The following is a 15,313-nucleotide window of genomic DNA, read 5'->3' as shown; positions in this document are numbered from 1 at the left end:
CTAGACTCCCTCGGCCAGTGGGTCGGCGGGGGGCGGCGCGGCTTCCCAGAACAGCGCGAGGGCGCCCACCAGCTCGTCCGGGTGCGAGAGCAGCGGGATGCCGGTGGCGGCGAGCGAGCGGGTCTGCCCGTCGCCGCTTCGGATCCGCAGCGTCCGGTGGTCCGGCTGCCCGTCGAACAGGGCCACGCCCAACGGAAGCTCCCGCACGGAGATGGGCTCGCCCCGGTCGTCCATGGGCTCCCAGACCTTCATCCATTCCTCGGCGGGCAGCTCGCCGATCTCGGCGAACGTGTGGCCGAGGACGGACTCGGCGGCCTCGTTGAAGAACACGAGCGTGCCCACGGCATCCACCAGGAACGCGGGCGTGGCGAGCTTGGAGGCCACGTCTCGGGCCAGGATCAGCAGCAGGTTCTTCTGCCGCGTGTCCCACTGCATGTGGGCGAGCGTACCGGGTCGGTCAGCTCAGGGCAAAGGTCGGGTCCAAATCGGGCCGTTGGCATCCTCGAACGTGCCTCGCCGTACGCTAGGCTTGGCGATCGAAGGTGGCACGCACGCTGGCACGAGACACCCGGGAGGACGAGGTACGTTCGCGTGTGCTGTCGCTTCCTCGCCGCTTCCGTCGCGACGCCGCCGACGGCCTGGCCGCGGAGTGGGAGCTCCGGGTGGGAGGCGACACCTTCACCGTTGCCGTGATGGACCGGGAGTGCTTCACTCGTCAGGGCCCCAGCCTCGCCCCCGCCGCCCGCCTGACCGCCGACCCCGAGACCTGGCTGGCCATCGACGACGGTTCGCTGTGGGGGATCGAGGCCTACCTGGCCCGAAGGCTGGCCGTCAGCGGGAACCTGGACCTCGGAGCCCGGCTCCAGACCCTGTTCCGGCCACACGGCCGGGACCGCTCGCCCTTCGACCTCGAACAGCGCGACGTGAACGTGGGCGGCCTCCGTGTCTCGACCTACGTGGTGGGGGAGGGGCCGCCGGTCCTGATCCTGCACGGGCTGGGGGCCTCGAAGATCTCCGTGCTGCCGATCCTGCCTCCGCTGGTGCACGCGGGGCATCGCCTGGTGGTCCCGGACCTCCCGGGCCACGGGGAGTCCGACAAGCCGCGCGGCGACTACTCGCCCCGGTTCTACGCCCGCGTGCTCCGCCAGCTGATGGACGCGCTGGAGATCGACCGGGCCGCGGTGGTGGGGAACTCGCTGGGAGGGCGGGTGGCCCTGGAGATGGCGGTGCGCTCGCCGGACCGGGTCACCGGCCTGGGCCTGCTGGACCCGGCGGTCCCCGGCTTCCGGGTCCGCTACGTCCTGGGGTTCACCCGGGTCATCCCGACCGAGGTCGGGGCCATCCCGTTCCCGCTGCGCGAGGCGTGGATGAAGCGCGCGGTGCGCCGGCTGATGGCCGACCCGAGCCGCCTGCCGAGCGACGGGTTCGACGCCGCCGCCGGCGAGTTCATCCGGATCTACCGGAACCCCGCCGCCCGGATGGCCTTCTTCGACTCCCTGCGCCACATCCTGATCGAGCCGCCCCGGCCGTTCTGGGCCCGGATGGCCCGAGTCCGGGTGCCGGCCGTGGTGATCTGGGGGGAGGACGACCGCCTGGTGCCGGTCCGCCTGGCCTACAAGCTGGCCGATGTGCTTCCCGGCGCCGAGCTGCTGGTGCTGCCCAAGGTGGGCCACGTCCCGCAGTTCGAGGCGCCGGAGGAGACCGCGGGCACGCTCCTGCGGTTCCTGGCCGGGCTTCCCCGCTGAACCCGGGCTGATCCCCGTCCTCCTCGACGGTCCTCCTCGGCGGTCCGGATCGATCCCGGGCGTCCGCCCGTCCAGCCGGTAGCATCGCCACCCGACATGCCACCCCGCTCCCACCGTGCCAGGCACGCCGCTCCCACGCGCGCGCCGCTCGCCGCGGTCGTCGTCGTGCTGCTGCTGGCGGGGTCGGGCGTGGCCGTGTGGAAGACGGGGGTCCTGACCGACGTCTTCCACCGACACTCGGGCTCCCGGGCCACGGCGTCTCCTTCGGCCTCGCCCGTGCACACCACGCTGCCCCCTCCGGCGTCCCCGTCGCCATCGCCCACTCCCACCCACCACGGCTTCCGCACGCCCGGCCCCATCAACACGAGCTTCCCCGGCTTGACCACGTTCCGGGGAAACGCCACCCGCGACTACTACGGCCAAGGGCCGCTCCCGAAGCACCCGGTGGTGCTGTGGCAGTACCCGGAGACCGGGGGGCTGTGCTCGCAGTCCACCAGCGGCACGGAGACCAAGCTGTGGTGCGGCACCGGGTGGACCGGCCAGCCCAACGTCATCCCGCGGCCCGACGGCACCATCGAGATCCGGGAGGGCGCCTACGACGACCACTACCACTTCTGGGACGGCCTGACCGGGAAGCCGCTCCGCCCGGACCTGGTGACCGGGGACCTGGCCAAGGGGTCGGCGACCTCGGACTCCGACGGGTTCCCGCTGTACTACGCGGGATCACGCGACAACCTCCTGCGGGTGGTGGCCATGGACCGGCCGGAGCCGACCGTGCTGTGGTCGGTCGATTCCCGCTCCAGCGTCCCCAACCCGGTATGGAACAGCGACTGGGACGGCGCGCCCCTCCAGATCGGCGACTACCTGCTGGAGGGCGGCGAGAACTCCTGGTTCTACGTGATCCGGCTGCACCGGCACTACGACGCGCAGCACCTGGTGCAGGTCGATCCAAAGGTCGTGCTGACGGTTCCCGGCTGGGACCAGGACCTCCTGAACGCCATCCACGACACCGACATCTCCATCGAGAACTCCGTCGCCTTCTTCAAGGGAGTCGCGTACTTCTCGAACTCCGGGGGACTGGTGCAGGGATGGGACATCTCGAACATCCTGCACGGCGGGACCCACGCCAAGCAGGTGTTCCGTTTCTGGGCCGGCGACGACGTCGACGCGTCGGTGGTCATCGACCGGCAGGGCTACCTGTACGTGGCCCGCCACATCGAGGAGAACGTCTCCCGCCCCAGTGCGCTGCCCCGGGACCACGAGATCGGCGGCCTGATGAAGCTCGACCCCCGCAAGCCTGCCGATCCGGTGGTGTGGTCGGTGCCGCTCGGCTCCTACCTGCCGGACGGGGGGAGTCTTTCCACGCCGGCGCTGTACCGCGGCGTGGTCTACGCCTACGCCACGGACGGCGAGCTCATGGCGGTGGACCAGAAGACCGGCCACGTGTACTGGACCATGACCCTGCCGGGGCCGGACGAGATGTCGCCCGTTCCCATCGACCACGTGCTGATAGTGGGGGACTGCTCCGGGGTGTTGCATGGGTTCGACATCCGGCATCCGAAGCAGAAGCCCGACGAGCTGTGGAGCGTGCAACTTTACGGTTGCGTCGAATCCACCCCGGCCGTGTGGCACGGGATGATCTGGGTGGGAGCGCGGGGCGGCAAGTTCTACGGCATCGGCGACAAGACGTAGGGGCCGAAGACCGCCTCAGCGCACGATGGTGGCGCTCCAGGTGGTCTGGTCGAACGGCCCCCCGCCGGGGGCGGGCCGCCGGGCCACGCACCACACCAGGTAGGCGGTGTCGGCGGTGGCGGCCACGCCCATGTAGTCGCCCAGGAACGCCTGGGCCTGCCCGGAGACGGCGGCGAACCGCAGGTTCGTGCGCGGCCCGATCAGCAGCTCGCCGCCGAAGCTCTTGCCCCCGTCGATCGACACGACGTAGCGTTCCTGGACGAGGTTGGACGGCTCCGGGCCCGAGTCGTCCCGGGTCCGGTAGGTGACGTGGACGATGCCGCCGTAGGCGGCGACGTCCGGCGTCAAGGCGCTGAAGGAGTTGAGCCCCGCGGCGGTCTGCCCCGGGTTCACGCGCTTCACCCGGCTCCAGTGCGCGCCCTCGGAGGAGGAACGCGCGATGACGACGTCGTTGTGGCCGTCGGTGCGGAACCGGTCGTCCTGCCACACCGCGAACAGCCGGCCGGTCACCGGGTCGACCGCCGCCGCGGGCAGCCCACCCGTCCGCACGTGGGACTCCAGGGCCTCGCGCAGCCTGGAGATCTTCACCTCGGGGTCGAACGTGACGCCTCCGTCGTGGGAGACCTGGGACACCAGGACGTCGTCCCCGGTGCTGAAGTCGTCGTACACGATGGCCAGGTCGCCGTTGGGCTCCACCACCGGCAGCACGCCGATCGCCTCCGCCTCGGGCGCGGACGCCACCACCAGGTCGCTCCACGTGGCGCCGCGATCGTCGGAGTACCGCAGCACGATGGGCTCCGAGTGGGGCGTGGTGTTCGCCCGGAACTGGTCCCAGGTCACGTAGACCCGCCCGAAGTGCGGGCTGCCCGGGAACGTGTCCACGGTCATCCAGTTCTTGTCGTTGAACACCTTGCAGTCGTCGTCGGCTTCCGGGAACGCGGGCACCTCCCAGGTGAGGCCGCCGTCGTCGGACCGCTGCACCGAGACGGCGCTGCGGCATCCGGGCGCGTCGAAGGGGAGGGTGGTTGCGTACACGGAGCCGTCCGGGCCGAACGCCACGGCGGGGTCCGAGGACCGGTCGTACGACCCGCCCGCCGCCGTGGTCAGGCCGGGAAGGTTCCCGTGCACCCAGGTCTGGCCGCCGTCGTGCGAGGTGGCGAACCCCGGGTCGACCGAGCCGCCGTCGGGGAACCGTCCCTGCTGGAACACCGCCACCACGACGTCCGGGTCGTTGGGGTCGACGGCGATGTCGGGCTCGGTCTCGGTGTCCGCCTCGGCGCTCGGCGGGCCGGCCACCGCGTCCTCGCTGACCCTCTGGACGAACCGAACCGTCTGGAACGCGCCCGGCGCGGGAGGGCCGGCCGCAGCGGGCAGGGCCGGCGCCAAGCCCACCAGGAGGACGGCGGTGACGATCGGGATGGCGCTGCATCGTCGGGGGGCCACGGTGACTCCTTGGTCGGGAGTGCGGCGCATGATGTCGCGAGCAAGCGGAGCGGGTCAATGCCGCGGGGGGGTTGTCGGCAGTCGGCGCTACGCTAGGAGGCGACATGTCGATCATCGCGCCCGGCGCCACCGCTCCGCCCGTTCCCGGCCTGGAGGTCCGGGACGGGGCGAGCCTGCTGTACTTCTACAAGGTGACCTGCCCCGTGTGCCAGATGACCGCCCCGATCGCCGAGCGCATCCACCAGGCGCTTCCCGGTGGCATCAGCGGGATCGGCCAGGACCCGCCCGAACGCCTCGGCGAGTTCGGCGGGGAGTACGGCGTGTCGTTCGAGTCGCTTCCGGACCTACCGCCATATCCAGTGTCGGAGGCGTACGGGATCCGGGTGGTGCCGACGCTGGTGCTGGTGGACTCGGGGTCGGTTGCCGAGGTGGCCGAGTCGTGGGACCGGGACGCGTGGAACCGCGTGGTCCGGGGGCTCTCGGAGCGTCTCGGGGAGCCATTCCGGCCGGTGTCCGAGCCGGAGGACGGGCTGCCGTCGTTCCGCCCCGGCTGACACTCCCGGAACGCGCCCTAGGCTAGGGCGCCTCGCCCGGGACGGGACGGTCAGCTCACCCGGAACGTGTAGGTCACCAGCGTCACCAGGGCCGGCGCGCCCGGCTGCAGGCCCTTCACGCTCTTCCCGCCCGCCGGGCCGCCCGCCTCGGGACACAGCGCGCCGTCGGGCATGGCCTCCAGCAGCGGCGGGCCGCACAGGCCCCGGAGGGTGAACCCGACCAGCCCCTGGCCCTTCGACCGGGCCTGGAAGGTGAAGAGGCCTCGCTCGGGGTCCGATGAGGTGATCGCCAGCATCGACCGGGGATAGGTCGCGACCTGCCAGGGACCTCCGTCGGCCGGCGCGCCCAGCGAGACCTGGATCACCTGTCCCACGTGCACCGCCACGAGCCGGCCCTTGTCGGCCAGCGTCACCGGGACGGTGGTGTCGTGGGGTGCTTGTGCTCCCGGACCGGCCGCGGTCGTGGCCGCGGCGCAGCCTGCGCCCAGCACGGCCACCAGGGCCAGGGGAATCGCGAACCGGGCGATCCGAGCGTGCGTTCGATTCCGGTTCATCGTCGGTCAGACGATCGTACTCCCGGAAGGGGTTCCCGGCGGTTCCCGCCGAGCTCAGCCCAGCTGGGGGAACTGCGCGTGGAGCTGTCCCGTGCGCCAGGCCGCCACGGCGATCACCAGCACGATCAGGCCGACCACGCCGCCCACCCGGACCAGCGCGTGATACCGGCGGGGACCCACCCCTTCCAGCGCGCCCCCCACCACGAATCCCCCGACCAGGCCGCCCAGGTGGGCCCGCCAGTCGATGTTCCCGATCCCGAAGCCACCGCCGCCGATGGTGAGGAACACGTTCAGCAGGATGATGATGAGGACCCACCGGAGCTGGGCCTGCGCGATGGCCAGGTGCCGCCGCCGCAGGTTGTAGGCGATGAACGCGCCGAGCAGCCCCACGATCCCGCCCGAGGCCCCCACCCCCAGCTCCTGGACCGGGCCGAACGCGTAGCTGGCCACGCTCCCGATGAACGCGCTCACGAAGAAGACCATCAGGAACTGCCACCGTCCGAACAGCGACTCCACATACTGTCCGAAGATCCACAGGGCCCAGGCGTTGAACGCGATGTGGATGATGTTCGCGTGCAGGAACATCACCGTGACCAGCCGCCACCACTGGCCCTGCGCCACGGCGGGGGGAAACAGCGCCCCCATGTCGAACAGGGTCCTCCCGGTCGGGGTGCGGCCTCCGCTCTTGATGATCTCCACCACGAAAACCGCGACCAGGACCAGGAGCAGGGCCTTGGTCATGGACGTGGAACGAACGGAGCGGGCCCCGGCCCGAACGGAGGGTCTCCGGCGGAACGCTTGCCTGGCCTCCGCCACGCACTCCGGGCACTGGTAGCCGACCGGTGCCGGGATCATGCAATCGGTGCAGATCGGTCGGTTGCAGCGCGTGCAGTGGACCCGGGTCGGTTCGCTGGGGTGCCGGTAGCAGTACTCGGTCTTGGTGATCCACCCCTGGTCCGGGGCTTCGTCTTCCACGATCGAGCATCCTAGCAGCGGTGGTGTCCGCCTCCGGCTCATCGGACCCGCCCCGATGACATCCCGGGTGCATAGACTTGCCCTCGTGATCGAGCCATCCACACGTTCGCGGGTCCGGCTTGCCGAGCTGCTGGCCGTCCTGTCGCTGGGCACGGATCTGGGGATGGGCCAGCCCATGGAACACGTGATGCGCGAGTGCCTGATCGCCCTGCGGCTGGCCGAGCGGGTGGGGCTGGACGAGTCCGAGCGGGCGGTCGCCTACTACGTCGCGCTGCTGGCGTGGGTGGGATGCCACGTCGATTCCTACGAGCAGGCCAAGTGGTTCGGCGACGAGTTCGCGCTGAAGGGCGACTTTCGCCTGGTGCACTTCACGGGGCCGGTTTCCTCGATGGCCTACATGATGAAGCACCTGGGAGCCGGGAAGCCGCTGGCCGAACGGGTCCGCCTGGGCGTGGCCTTCCTCGGCGAGGGCCGGCGAAACGCCGAGGAAATGCTGGAGAACCACTGGCTGGCCGCCGACGGCTTCGCCTCGCAGCTTGGGCTGGGCCGCGATGTCCGCCACGGCATCGAGCAGACCTTCGAGCGATGGGACGGCAAGGGTGTGCCGCACGGCGCCCAAGGCGAGGAGATCTCGATGGTGGCGCGGATCGTGAACCTGGCCGACGTGGTGGAGGTGTTCCACCGGGCCGGAGGGGTGGAGGCGGCCATCGACGTGGCCCGGGAGCGGGCGGGGACCCAGTTCGACCCGGCCCTGGTGGAGACGTTCTGCGCCGAGGCGCCCATGCTGTTCAGCGACCTCGACGCGGCCACGACGTGGGAGGCCGTGATCGCTGCGGAGCCCGCGCTCCAGGTCTCGCTCACCGACGGGGATTTCGAGTCGGCCCTGGAGGCGATGGCGGACTTCACCGACCTGAAGTCGCCCTACACCATCGGCCACTCCCGGGCCGTGGCCGACCTGGCCGGGGCCGCCGCCCGGATCTACGGGCTTCCGGAAGGTGAGGCCACGTCGGTGCGCCGGGCCGGTCTGGTGCACGATCTGGGCCGTCTCGGCGTCTCGAACTCCATCTGGGACAAGCGAGGGGAACTCACCCCCGGCGAGCTGGAGCGGGTGCGCCTGCATCCGTATCTGAGCGAGCGGATGCTGGCGTCGTCATCTGCGCTCGCCCCCCTGGGCGCGATCTGCATCCAGCATCACGAACGCCTGGACGGCTCGGGCTACCCGCGGGGGCTCTCCGGCGACGCGTTGACGCCGGCGGGCAGGGTGCTGGCCGCCGCCGACGCGTACGCTGCCAGGAGGGAACCGCGGCCCCATCGGCCCGAGCGCTCGGACGAGGAGGCCGCCGCGGACCTCCGAGCCATGGTCCGGTCGGGACGGTTGGACGGCGACGCCGTGGACGCCGTGCTCCGCGCCGCCGGGCACCGGATCGGCCGCCGCCGCGACCGGCCGGCCGGACTGACGTCCCGGGAGGTCGAGGTCCTGCGGCTGGTGGCCCGGGGCATGTCGACCAGGGAGATCGCGGAGCACCTGGTGATCTCACCCAAGACCGCGGCGAACCACGTCGAGCACATCTACGCGAAGATCGGGGTCTCGAACCGCGCCAGGGCCAGCCTGTTCGCCGCGAAGCACGGGTTGATGGCCGCGGACGCGGTGGTCGACGAAGCCCGGTAACCCTCCACAGGCTACCCAGCAGACCTCGGCGCGCTGGGGCCAAAGATGGGTGAAACACCCCATGAACCTCGGCCCCGGGACCCGTACGTTCAGCCCGACGGCAACCGCCGAGGAATGGAGGGCCACGATGGGTGAGTTCGCGAGGAAGCGGTTCGATGAGGCGGACGAGACCCGCTCGTTCGACCACGGGAAGGGATACGTCGTCCACCTGGCCGGTTCATCGGCCTCGTTGGGCGAGCTGGAGCCGGGCTGGAGCTGGTCCGCCGACGTCAAGCCGATCGCGGGGACGGATTCCTGCCAGTTTCACCACGTCGGGTACGCCCTGGAAGGCACGCTGCACGTGCTGACCAACGAGGGCGAGGAGCACGAGATCAACGCCGGCGACGCCTACGAGATCCTTCCCGGCCACGACGCCTGGGTGGTGGGCGATCAGACCTACCGGGCCCTCGAGTTCCAGAGCGAGACCGCCGCGCAGTTGGGGAGGAGATAGCAATGGACACGGAAGCGACCGCCTCGCAGGACCGGGTCGGCGAGCCGCCCGGGATGGGCCGGGTCACCTTCCGGGCCTCGGGTTCCTGCGCGGCCTCTCCGGAGGTCGTGTACGCAACGCTCGCGGACATCCGCACCGGGCTGGTCTGGGGCGGCGAGCAGCAGATGGAGAAGTACCGGCTGCTCACCATGGACGCTCCGGAGGGCGAGGCCTCGGTGGGGACGGAATGGGACAGCACGGGTGCCGACCCCGGCGGGATGTTCACGGACCACTCCGTGGTGACCAGGGCCGAGCGCCCCGGTCTGTTCGAGTTTCGAACGGAGGGGCATCTCGCGTGGAAGTACGGACCGAGCGTGGCCCAGGTCATCCACCGCTACGAGATCCGACCCGAAGGCTCCGGAAGCCGGGTGTCCTACCTGTTCCGGGCGACCGGTCCCGTCCCCATGCCGTGGATGCTCCGCGCCATGTTCGCGACGCCCGGCATGCGCCAGGCCATCCTGCGCTGGAGCGGCCCCGCGCGTGCCATCCAGCAAGGATTCGACAACCTGCTCCGGCTTGCCGAGTCGCGCGCTCGAGGGTGAGCACGCAGCGCCGCAAAGGAGGGAACGATGATCAGGAAACTCTGTACGCTCGCAGCGATGTTCACGGCGCTGGGGACCATTGGGATGGGCGCGAATTCGGCGTACGCCGCCGGTATCCAGGTCCCCTTTCGGGGGTCCTATTCGGGCATGGCAGTCACTGACTTCTCGAGCGGCACCGTCGACTTCAGCGGGACTGGCATCTCCACGCAACTGGGGCTCAGCGCCAACGAAGGGCACCTCCAGGTCACTGGGCCGGACAGCAGCTGCGCCGGGGGGCTTGCGAATGTCAGGAACGAGACGCTGACCGCCGCCAATGGCGACCTCCTCATGCTGACCAGTCACGACGTGGCCTGCCCGATCGGCCCGCTCGTGTTCCATGGGACCGGTCACTGGGTGGTGACAGGAGGAACGGGTCGATTCAGCGGCGCTACTGGCCAGGGGACTACCGACGGGACCGGTGACTTCATGCAGGGCGTGTTCACACTCCAGCTCACAGGTACCATTTCCGCCCCCAACGGAGGCTGAGCGAGCTGTAGCTCTCGGTCGGCGCGCTCAGAGTTGCCGGGCCAGAATGGCCAGGGCCGGGTGGACCCTCACGCGGGACGCCCGGTCCAGCCTGTTCGCCCGGAAGGAACCAGCGTTGCTCGTCAGATCGACAGGAGGAGGTTCGCCGTGGACACCGAGACATCGGCCAACGATCACGGGCTCGACAAGGTTCGTCGCGCCGCGCTCGTCGAATGGGAGGCCATGGCCCCCGGCTGGGAGCGCCGCCGCGAGTACTTGCGGGAGTTCTCCCAAGGGGTCACGGATTGGATGGTCGCCCGACTCGACCCGCAGCCGGGCCAGACCATCCTCGAGCTTGGCGCCGGAACGGGTGAGACGGGGTTCGCAGCCTCGCGGCTGATCGGGGACAGCGGGCGGCTGATCTCCACCGACCTCCCGCCCGGGATGGTCGAGGTGGCGAGGCGACGGGCCGAGGAGCTGGGGGTGGAGAACGCGGAATTCCGTGTGGTCGATGCGGAGCACATCGGTCTGGAGGACGGCAGCGTCGACGGGATCCTGTGCCGATGGGCCTACATGCTGATGCCCGACCCAGCCGCGGCATTGGCCGAGAGCCGCCGCGTGCTCCGGCCCGGAGGGAGGCTTGCCCTCGCCGTCATGGGTGGACCCGCGCAGAACCCTTGGGCGGCGAGCGTCGCGATGTCGATCGTCCGTCTTGGGCTCATCCCCCCGATCGACCCGAAAGCGCCGGGCGGCGTGTTCTCGCGGCCGACCCCGACGGCCTGCGCGAGCTCCTCGTACGCGCCGGGTTCGATGACGTGCGGATCGAGGAGATGGAGTTCCACCTGCGGTTCTCGGACTTCGAGGACTACTGGAGCTTCATCGGGGAGTTCGCCCTGTCGCCATCCTCTTGCGGTCCTTCTCCGATGAGGAGCGGGCTGCGGTCCGGGAGGCAACGGAGCGAGCCACGGAGGGATTTCGAACGGGCAAGGGCTACGACCTCCCCGGTCGGTCTGTAAATGTGCTGGCGTCCTAACCACCGCCCGGCTCAGCGACCACCTTGGGGTTGATCATCTACAGACCTACGGGCACCTGTTTCCACTCCGGCGCCCGTGCGCTAGCCGACTCGATTGAGCGACAACGCCAGGAAGCGCGCAGCGCCAGCTGAGTAGAACACGGCCACCGGAGTTCCGTCACACGCCTTTCCCGTTTCTGGAGCAAAGGTGCCAGGTCCAGGTTGATCCCGTTCGCGTCGCAAGGGTCTGACACGACTGCGCCGACGACGACAGTGTCGTGCGGCGGCGCTGCATGCTCGGCTTCTTGGTACGCCTCAGCCGTCACGGTGAGATTGTCGGCCACCGACAACACGGGTGGGTCTGGCGTTGACAAGACCTACTACACCACCGACGGGTCCACGCCCACAACGGCGAGCCCCGTCTACACCGGGCCGTTCAGCGTCTCGGGGACCACGACCGTCCAGTTCTTCTCAACCGATCTGGCCGGGAATCAGGAACAGGTGAAATCGCAGCTGATCCGAATCGATCAGGCCGCTCCGACCGTCACTCTCACGAGGCCGCAGGCCGGAGCGTCATTCAAGAAGGGCTCCAAGGTTATGGTTGCCGCAGATACCGCGGACCTGGGCAGCGGTTCCGCCGCGTCGGGCGTCGCGAGTGTAACGTTCTACGTCGATGGAACGGCCGTTCTCGGGACTGTGAGCGTTTCACCCTACCAACTGTCTTGGAACACGGGGTCAGTTCCGCGAGGAATCCATACTTTGACAGCCGTGGCGCGAGACGTCGCCGGGAACTCGTCCACCTCGGCGGCCGTAGCCGTGAAGATCACGTAGGACGGCAGGTGAGGGCTTGAGACGGGACCGGGCCTGAAGCCAGGCGGGCCAGCTGAAGCGTCTCCGGGATAGTAGGCCCAAACCTGCCACGTCGAGGCCAGTAACCAAGTAACTGTTCTCTCCACCCGGAGAGCGACCCTGCTTCTACAGAGGGTACGGGGAGGTTACTTGGTTGCTTGGGTAGCGATGCCCAGATGGTTCCGGCCGGGCGTCCGCGGGAGACCCTACCCGCGCTGACGAGCCTGTTCCGCGCGAAACCGGCCCTCCGATCGTGAACCGCCCTGGTGGCTACGTTCATGCGAGAGGGGACTTTGGCCCAAAGTTTGAGGGAAGGCGCCCCTCCAAATCGGCCGTGACGCGCCTTTGCGTTTCCTGGGCGCCTGAGCCAAGATCCGAGCGGTGGAATCTCGCGTCATCCCGACGCGGATCGGAGTGGCCGAGGCGCCATGAGACGGTTCCTTCCCCTCTTGGTCCTCGCCGCCGCCCTCTGCATCCCGCTTCCGGCACGTGCGGGAACGACGAAGCCGAACATCGTCCTGATCCTTACCGACGATCAACGATGGGACACGCTCAGCTACATGCCGAACGTTCGGAAGCTGATCAACCACGGCACACCGTTCACGAACTCCTTCGTGCCGAATCCGGAGTGCTGCCCCTCCCGCGCATCCATCCTCACGGGGCGCTACTCGGGTTCAACCGACGTGTGGGGGAACACGTATCCGCACGGCGGATGGCAGACCTTCCACAGGAGCGGCGACGAGAGATCCACGATCGCCACGTGGCTCGATCACGGTGGGTATCGCACGGGACTGTTCGGCAAGTACCTGAACGACTACGACAGCCTCCAGGGGCGGACGTTCGTTCCTCCCGGATGGGATGTGTGGAATGCGTATGCAACCAAGCCCGACTACTACAACTACGATGTGAACCGCAACGGCACGATCGTCCACTTCGCGAACGCGAACGCCGACTATGCGGTGGACGCCTTCGCACACATGACGGCGCAGTTCATTCGGAATACCGGGAACAACACGCCCTTGTTCGCCTACTACGCACCCTTGGCTCCGCACACGCCGACCACGCCACCGGAGCGATACAAGAACAGGTTCGCGCACCTTCCGCCGATCCGAACTCCCTCGGTCCCGGAGATGGACAGGACGGACAAACCGCCCTGGATCCAGGATCGGAGGGACATAAGCCCTCAGACCGCCGCGGAGTTCCGCGCGCGACAGCTGCGGGTGAATCTCGCGATCGACGACGCCGTCGGGAGGATCGTGAGGGCGCTCAGCCGTACCGGCAGGCTCTCGAACACGCTGATCATGTTTGCCTCTGACAACGGATATCTGTGGGGGGAGCATTCCTGGCGTGGCAAGGCGGTGCCGTACAACGAGTCACTGCGGGTTCCGCTCGTGGTCCGCTGGGACGCGGTGAAGGCTCCATCCGTCGTCGACAACTTCGCGCTGAACGTGGACTGGGCTCCGACGTTCGCCCAGGTTGCCGGCGTGCATGCTCCTGGGGTCGAGGGGAGGAGCCTCGTCCCACTTCTCCGGAACAAGCGAGTGCGCTGGCGAAAGTCCTTCGTCGTGGAGCACCTTGGCTCGCTGGAAGATGGGATCCCCTCCTACTGCGGGATCAGGACGCACAGCTTCCTCTACGTCCAGTACGCCGGCGGCTTCGAGGAGGTGTACGCGGAACGGAGGGATCCCTATGAGCTTGCTAATGTGGTCAGACGCATCCCGGACGCAACGCTCAAGCTGCTGAGGCAGCAGGCGCATGCACTGTGCGACCCTCCGCCTCCGGGATGGGGTTGGAGCCACTGAGGGCGGGGGACAGCAGCGGACGGCCCCGAGAACGTTTCCGGAACTGTGCGAGGCGGTCGATTCCCGCGACGAGGCGGTTCGGCTTCTCGGCTCGCTGACGCCTCGCAAGAGGGCGGCGATCGTTCTCACGGAGGCGCTCGGGTACTCGGCCGAGGAAGCTGGTCGGCTCCTGGGCAGCAAGGGTTCCACGGTTCGGGCTTTGCGATTTCAGGCGCGCACCGCGCTGGACTGGCCATGAAGCGGAAAGGACCCGCAGGTGGTCCCTTTCGAGTCCCGCCGTTTCCCTTTCTAGTCCGAGAGTAGGCTTGAGGAAATGAGGCTTCCTCCGAGCGCGGCTCCGAGGACGCTTGCTGCTCGAGCAGGTGGAGGAGAAGATCAGGGCGATGAAGCCCTGCATCGGTAGGCGCTAACGCCCGAGGAGGTGGGGATGAAGGTCGAAAGGAAAATCTCCATCGCGCGGCCGCCGGCCGAAGTCTTCAGCTATATCGCGGACGTTCGAAACGATCCCTCGTGGCACACCGACGTCTTGAAGGTGCACTCGTCGACCGACGTCGTCGGGATGGGCACGGTGTTCAGCGTCAAGGTCAAACCGTCTATGGGTGTGTCCGAAGGCACGATGACGGTCTCGCGATTCGAGCCCGGGAGGCTGATCGAGTTTCACGGCCGAATGGGGAAGATGGCTCCCACGGTCACCAACATCTGCGAGCCGGAGCCGCAAGGGACTCGTGTCACGCGACGCGTCGAGATAGATCCGCCCGGGATCATGCGCGTGATGAGCCCGCTTATGAAGCGCATGATCGCCAAGGCCAACGACGGGTTCCTGGCCAACCTGAAGCGGCTCCTCGAAGGCTCCGGCGGGTAGCCGCTCATCGCGAGCCGGTTCACCCACTGATCACTGCGACCCCCGCGAAATTGCCCTTGCGTTCGTACAGCGCGGCCGCCTCTTCGACGGCGTCCTCCGCGCCGGGCTCGTCACCGGCTCGCCGCAAGACCTCCGCACATTCGACCAGCAAATCCGCCCGCAGGTTCAGCATCTCGTCCGGCACCAACTCGACGGCTTACGCGCAAGCTCCGCGTCCGCCGTCGCCTGCGCAAGGGCCGCACTCGACAGCGCGCGCGAGCCGTTCCTTCGTGGGTCGGGAACAGCCGGACGAGCCGCTGGTCCCGAGGATCCGGACGCTTGCTCACCGAGCCCTCCGACTCCAGGGCGCTGACCAGCATCGAGACCTGGCTCTTGACCATACGCGTCCGTCGCGCGAGCTCGTTCACCGTGATGCCGGGGTCGAGCAAGACCTCGCGGATGATCGGCAGACGTCGTGAGAAGCGGGGGAAGCCCTGAGCCTCCCTTCACGCGCGACGTGCTCCCGCAGCTCACGGCTCACGAAGCGCAGCAGGTCTGCGACCTCCTCGTCCTTTCTGATCCTTCGGCTCGCATTCGTGCAC

General features: G+C 68.9%; 15 protein-coding genes. 10 read left to right on the top strand and 5 right to left on the bottom strand.

The features are described 5' to 3' along the window. A complete protein-coding gene (locus M3Q23_01160) occupies positions 1-435 on the bottom strand; it encodes a PAS domain-containing protein (GenBank protein ID MDP9340721.1) in 435 nt (144 codons plus the stop codon). Between the two features lie 107 nt (positions 436-542). Here M3Q23_01160 and M3Q23_01155 point away from each other — a divergent pair, with 107 nt between their 5' ends. Then, a complete protein-coding gene (locus tag M3Q23_01155; protein MDP9340720.1) occupies positions 543-1,745 on the top strand; it encodes an alpha/beta fold hydrolase in 1,203 nt (400 codons plus the stop codon). A gap of 96 nt (positions 1,746-1,841) precedes the next feature. Further along, positions 1,842-3,437: a PQQ-binding-like beta-propeller repeat protein gene (locus M3Q23_01150; GenBank protein ID MDP9340719.1), complete on the top strand. Its 1,596-nt coding sequence runs from the start codon at positions 1,842-1,844 to the stop codon at positions 3,435-3,437. Between the two features lie 15 nt (positions 3,438-3,452). Here M3Q23_01150 and M3Q23_01145 read toward each other — a convergent pair whose 3' ends face one another. After that, on the bottom strand, positions 3,453-4,880 hold the full coding sequence (locus M3Q23_01145) for a glycoside hydrolase (GenBank protein ID MDP9340718.1): 1,428 nt from the start codon (positions 4,878-4,880) through the stop codon (positions 3,453-3,455). Positions 4,881-4,984: 104 nt separating this feature from the next. On the opposite strand from M3Q23_01145, the gene M3Q23_01140 reads away from it, so the two are divergent. Next, positions 4,985-5,434 (top strand): hypothetical protein, encoded by a 450-nt coding sequence (locus M3Q23_01140; protein ID MDP9340717.1) that lies wholly within the window; start codon positions 4,985-4,987, stop codon positions 5,432-5,434. A gap of 50 nt (positions 5,435-5,484) precedes the next feature. Here M3Q23_01140 and M3Q23_01135 read toward each other — a convergent pair whose 3' ends face one another. Continuing rightward, positions 5,485-5,988, bottom strand: a complete 504-nt coding sequence (locus M3Q23_01135) for a hypothetical protein (GenBank protein MDP9340716.1) — start codon at positions 5,986-5,988, stop codon at positions 5,485-5,487. 54 nt (positions 5,989-6,042) lie between these two features. Further along, positions 6,043-6,963: a rhomboid family intramembrane serine protease gene (locus M3Q23_01130; protein ID MDP9340715.1), complete on the bottom strand. Its 921-nt coding sequence runs from the start codon at positions 6,961-6,963 to the stop codon at positions 6,043-6,045. Between the two features lie 85 nt (positions 6,964-7,048). Between M3Q23_01130 and M3Q23_01125 the strand changes: the two genes are divergently transcribed. The 7 genes from M3Q23_01125 to M3Q23_01095 all read left to right on the top strand — a co-directional run bounded on the left by M3Q23_01125 (position 7,049) and on the right by M3Q23_01095 (position 14,732). Continuing rightward, positions 7,049-8,632: a LuxR C-terminal-related transcriptional regulator gene (locus M3Q23_01125; protein MDP9340714.1), complete on the top strand. Its 1,584-nt coding sequence runs from the start codon at positions 7,049-7,051 to the stop codon at positions 8,630-8,632. Between the two features lie 127 nt (positions 8,633-8,759). Further along, on the top strand, positions 8,760-9,122 hold the full coding sequence (locus M3Q23_01120; protein ID MDP9340713.1) for a cupin domain-containing protein: 363 nt from the start codon (positions 8,760-8,762) through the stop codon (positions 9,120-9,122). Between the two features lie 2 nt (positions 9,123-9,124). Next, positions 9,125-9,703, top strand: coding sequence for an SRPBCC family protein (locus M3Q23_01115; protein MDP9340712.1), 579 nt, complete (start codon positions 9,125-9,127; stop codon positions 9,701-9,703). 27 nt (positions 9,704-9,730) lie between these two features. Further along, positions 9,731-10,228, top strand: a complete 498-nt coding sequence (locus M3Q23_01110) for a hypothetical protein (protein MDP9340711.1) — start codon at positions 9,731-9,733, stop codon at positions 10,226-10,228. Between the two features lie 147 nt (positions 10,229-10,375). After that, a complete protein-coding gene (locus M3Q23_01105; GenBank protein MDP9340710.1) occupies positions 10,376-11,134 on the top strand; it encodes a methyltransferase domain-containing protein in 759 nt (252 codons plus the stop codon). A gap of 1,383 nt (positions 11,135-12,517) precedes the next feature. Then, positions 12,518-13,870 carry a sulfatase gene (locus M3Q23_01100; GenBank protein MDP9340709.1) on the top strand — a complete coding sequence of 451 codons (1,353 nt, stop codon included), beginning with the start codon at positions 12,518-12,520 and terminating at the stop codon, positions 13,868-13,870. Positions 13,871-14,297: 427 nt separating this feature from the next. After that, positions 14,298-14,732, top strand: coding sequence for an SRPBCC family protein (locus M3Q23_01095; GenBank protein ID MDP9340708.1), 435 nt, complete (start codon positions 14,298-14,300; stop codon positions 14,730-14,732). Between the two features lie 19 nt (positions 14,733-14,751). Here M3Q23_01095 and M3Q23_01090 read toward each other — a convergent pair whose 3' ends face one another. Next, positions 14,752-14,916, bottom strand: coding sequence for a hypothetical protein (locus M3Q23_01090; protein ID MDP9340707.1), 165 nt, complete (start codon positions 14,914-14,916; stop codon positions 14,752-14,754). Positions 14,917-15,313: the final 397 nt, after the last annotated feature.

The organism is Actinomycetota bacterium (assembly GCA_030774015.1).
GTDB lineage: Bacteria > Actinomycetota > UBA4738 > UBA4738 > JACQTL01 > JALYLZ01.
The sequence above is the reverse complement of the archived record's forward strand: the minus strand, read 5'-3'. Positions and strand labels throughout refer to the sequence as shown.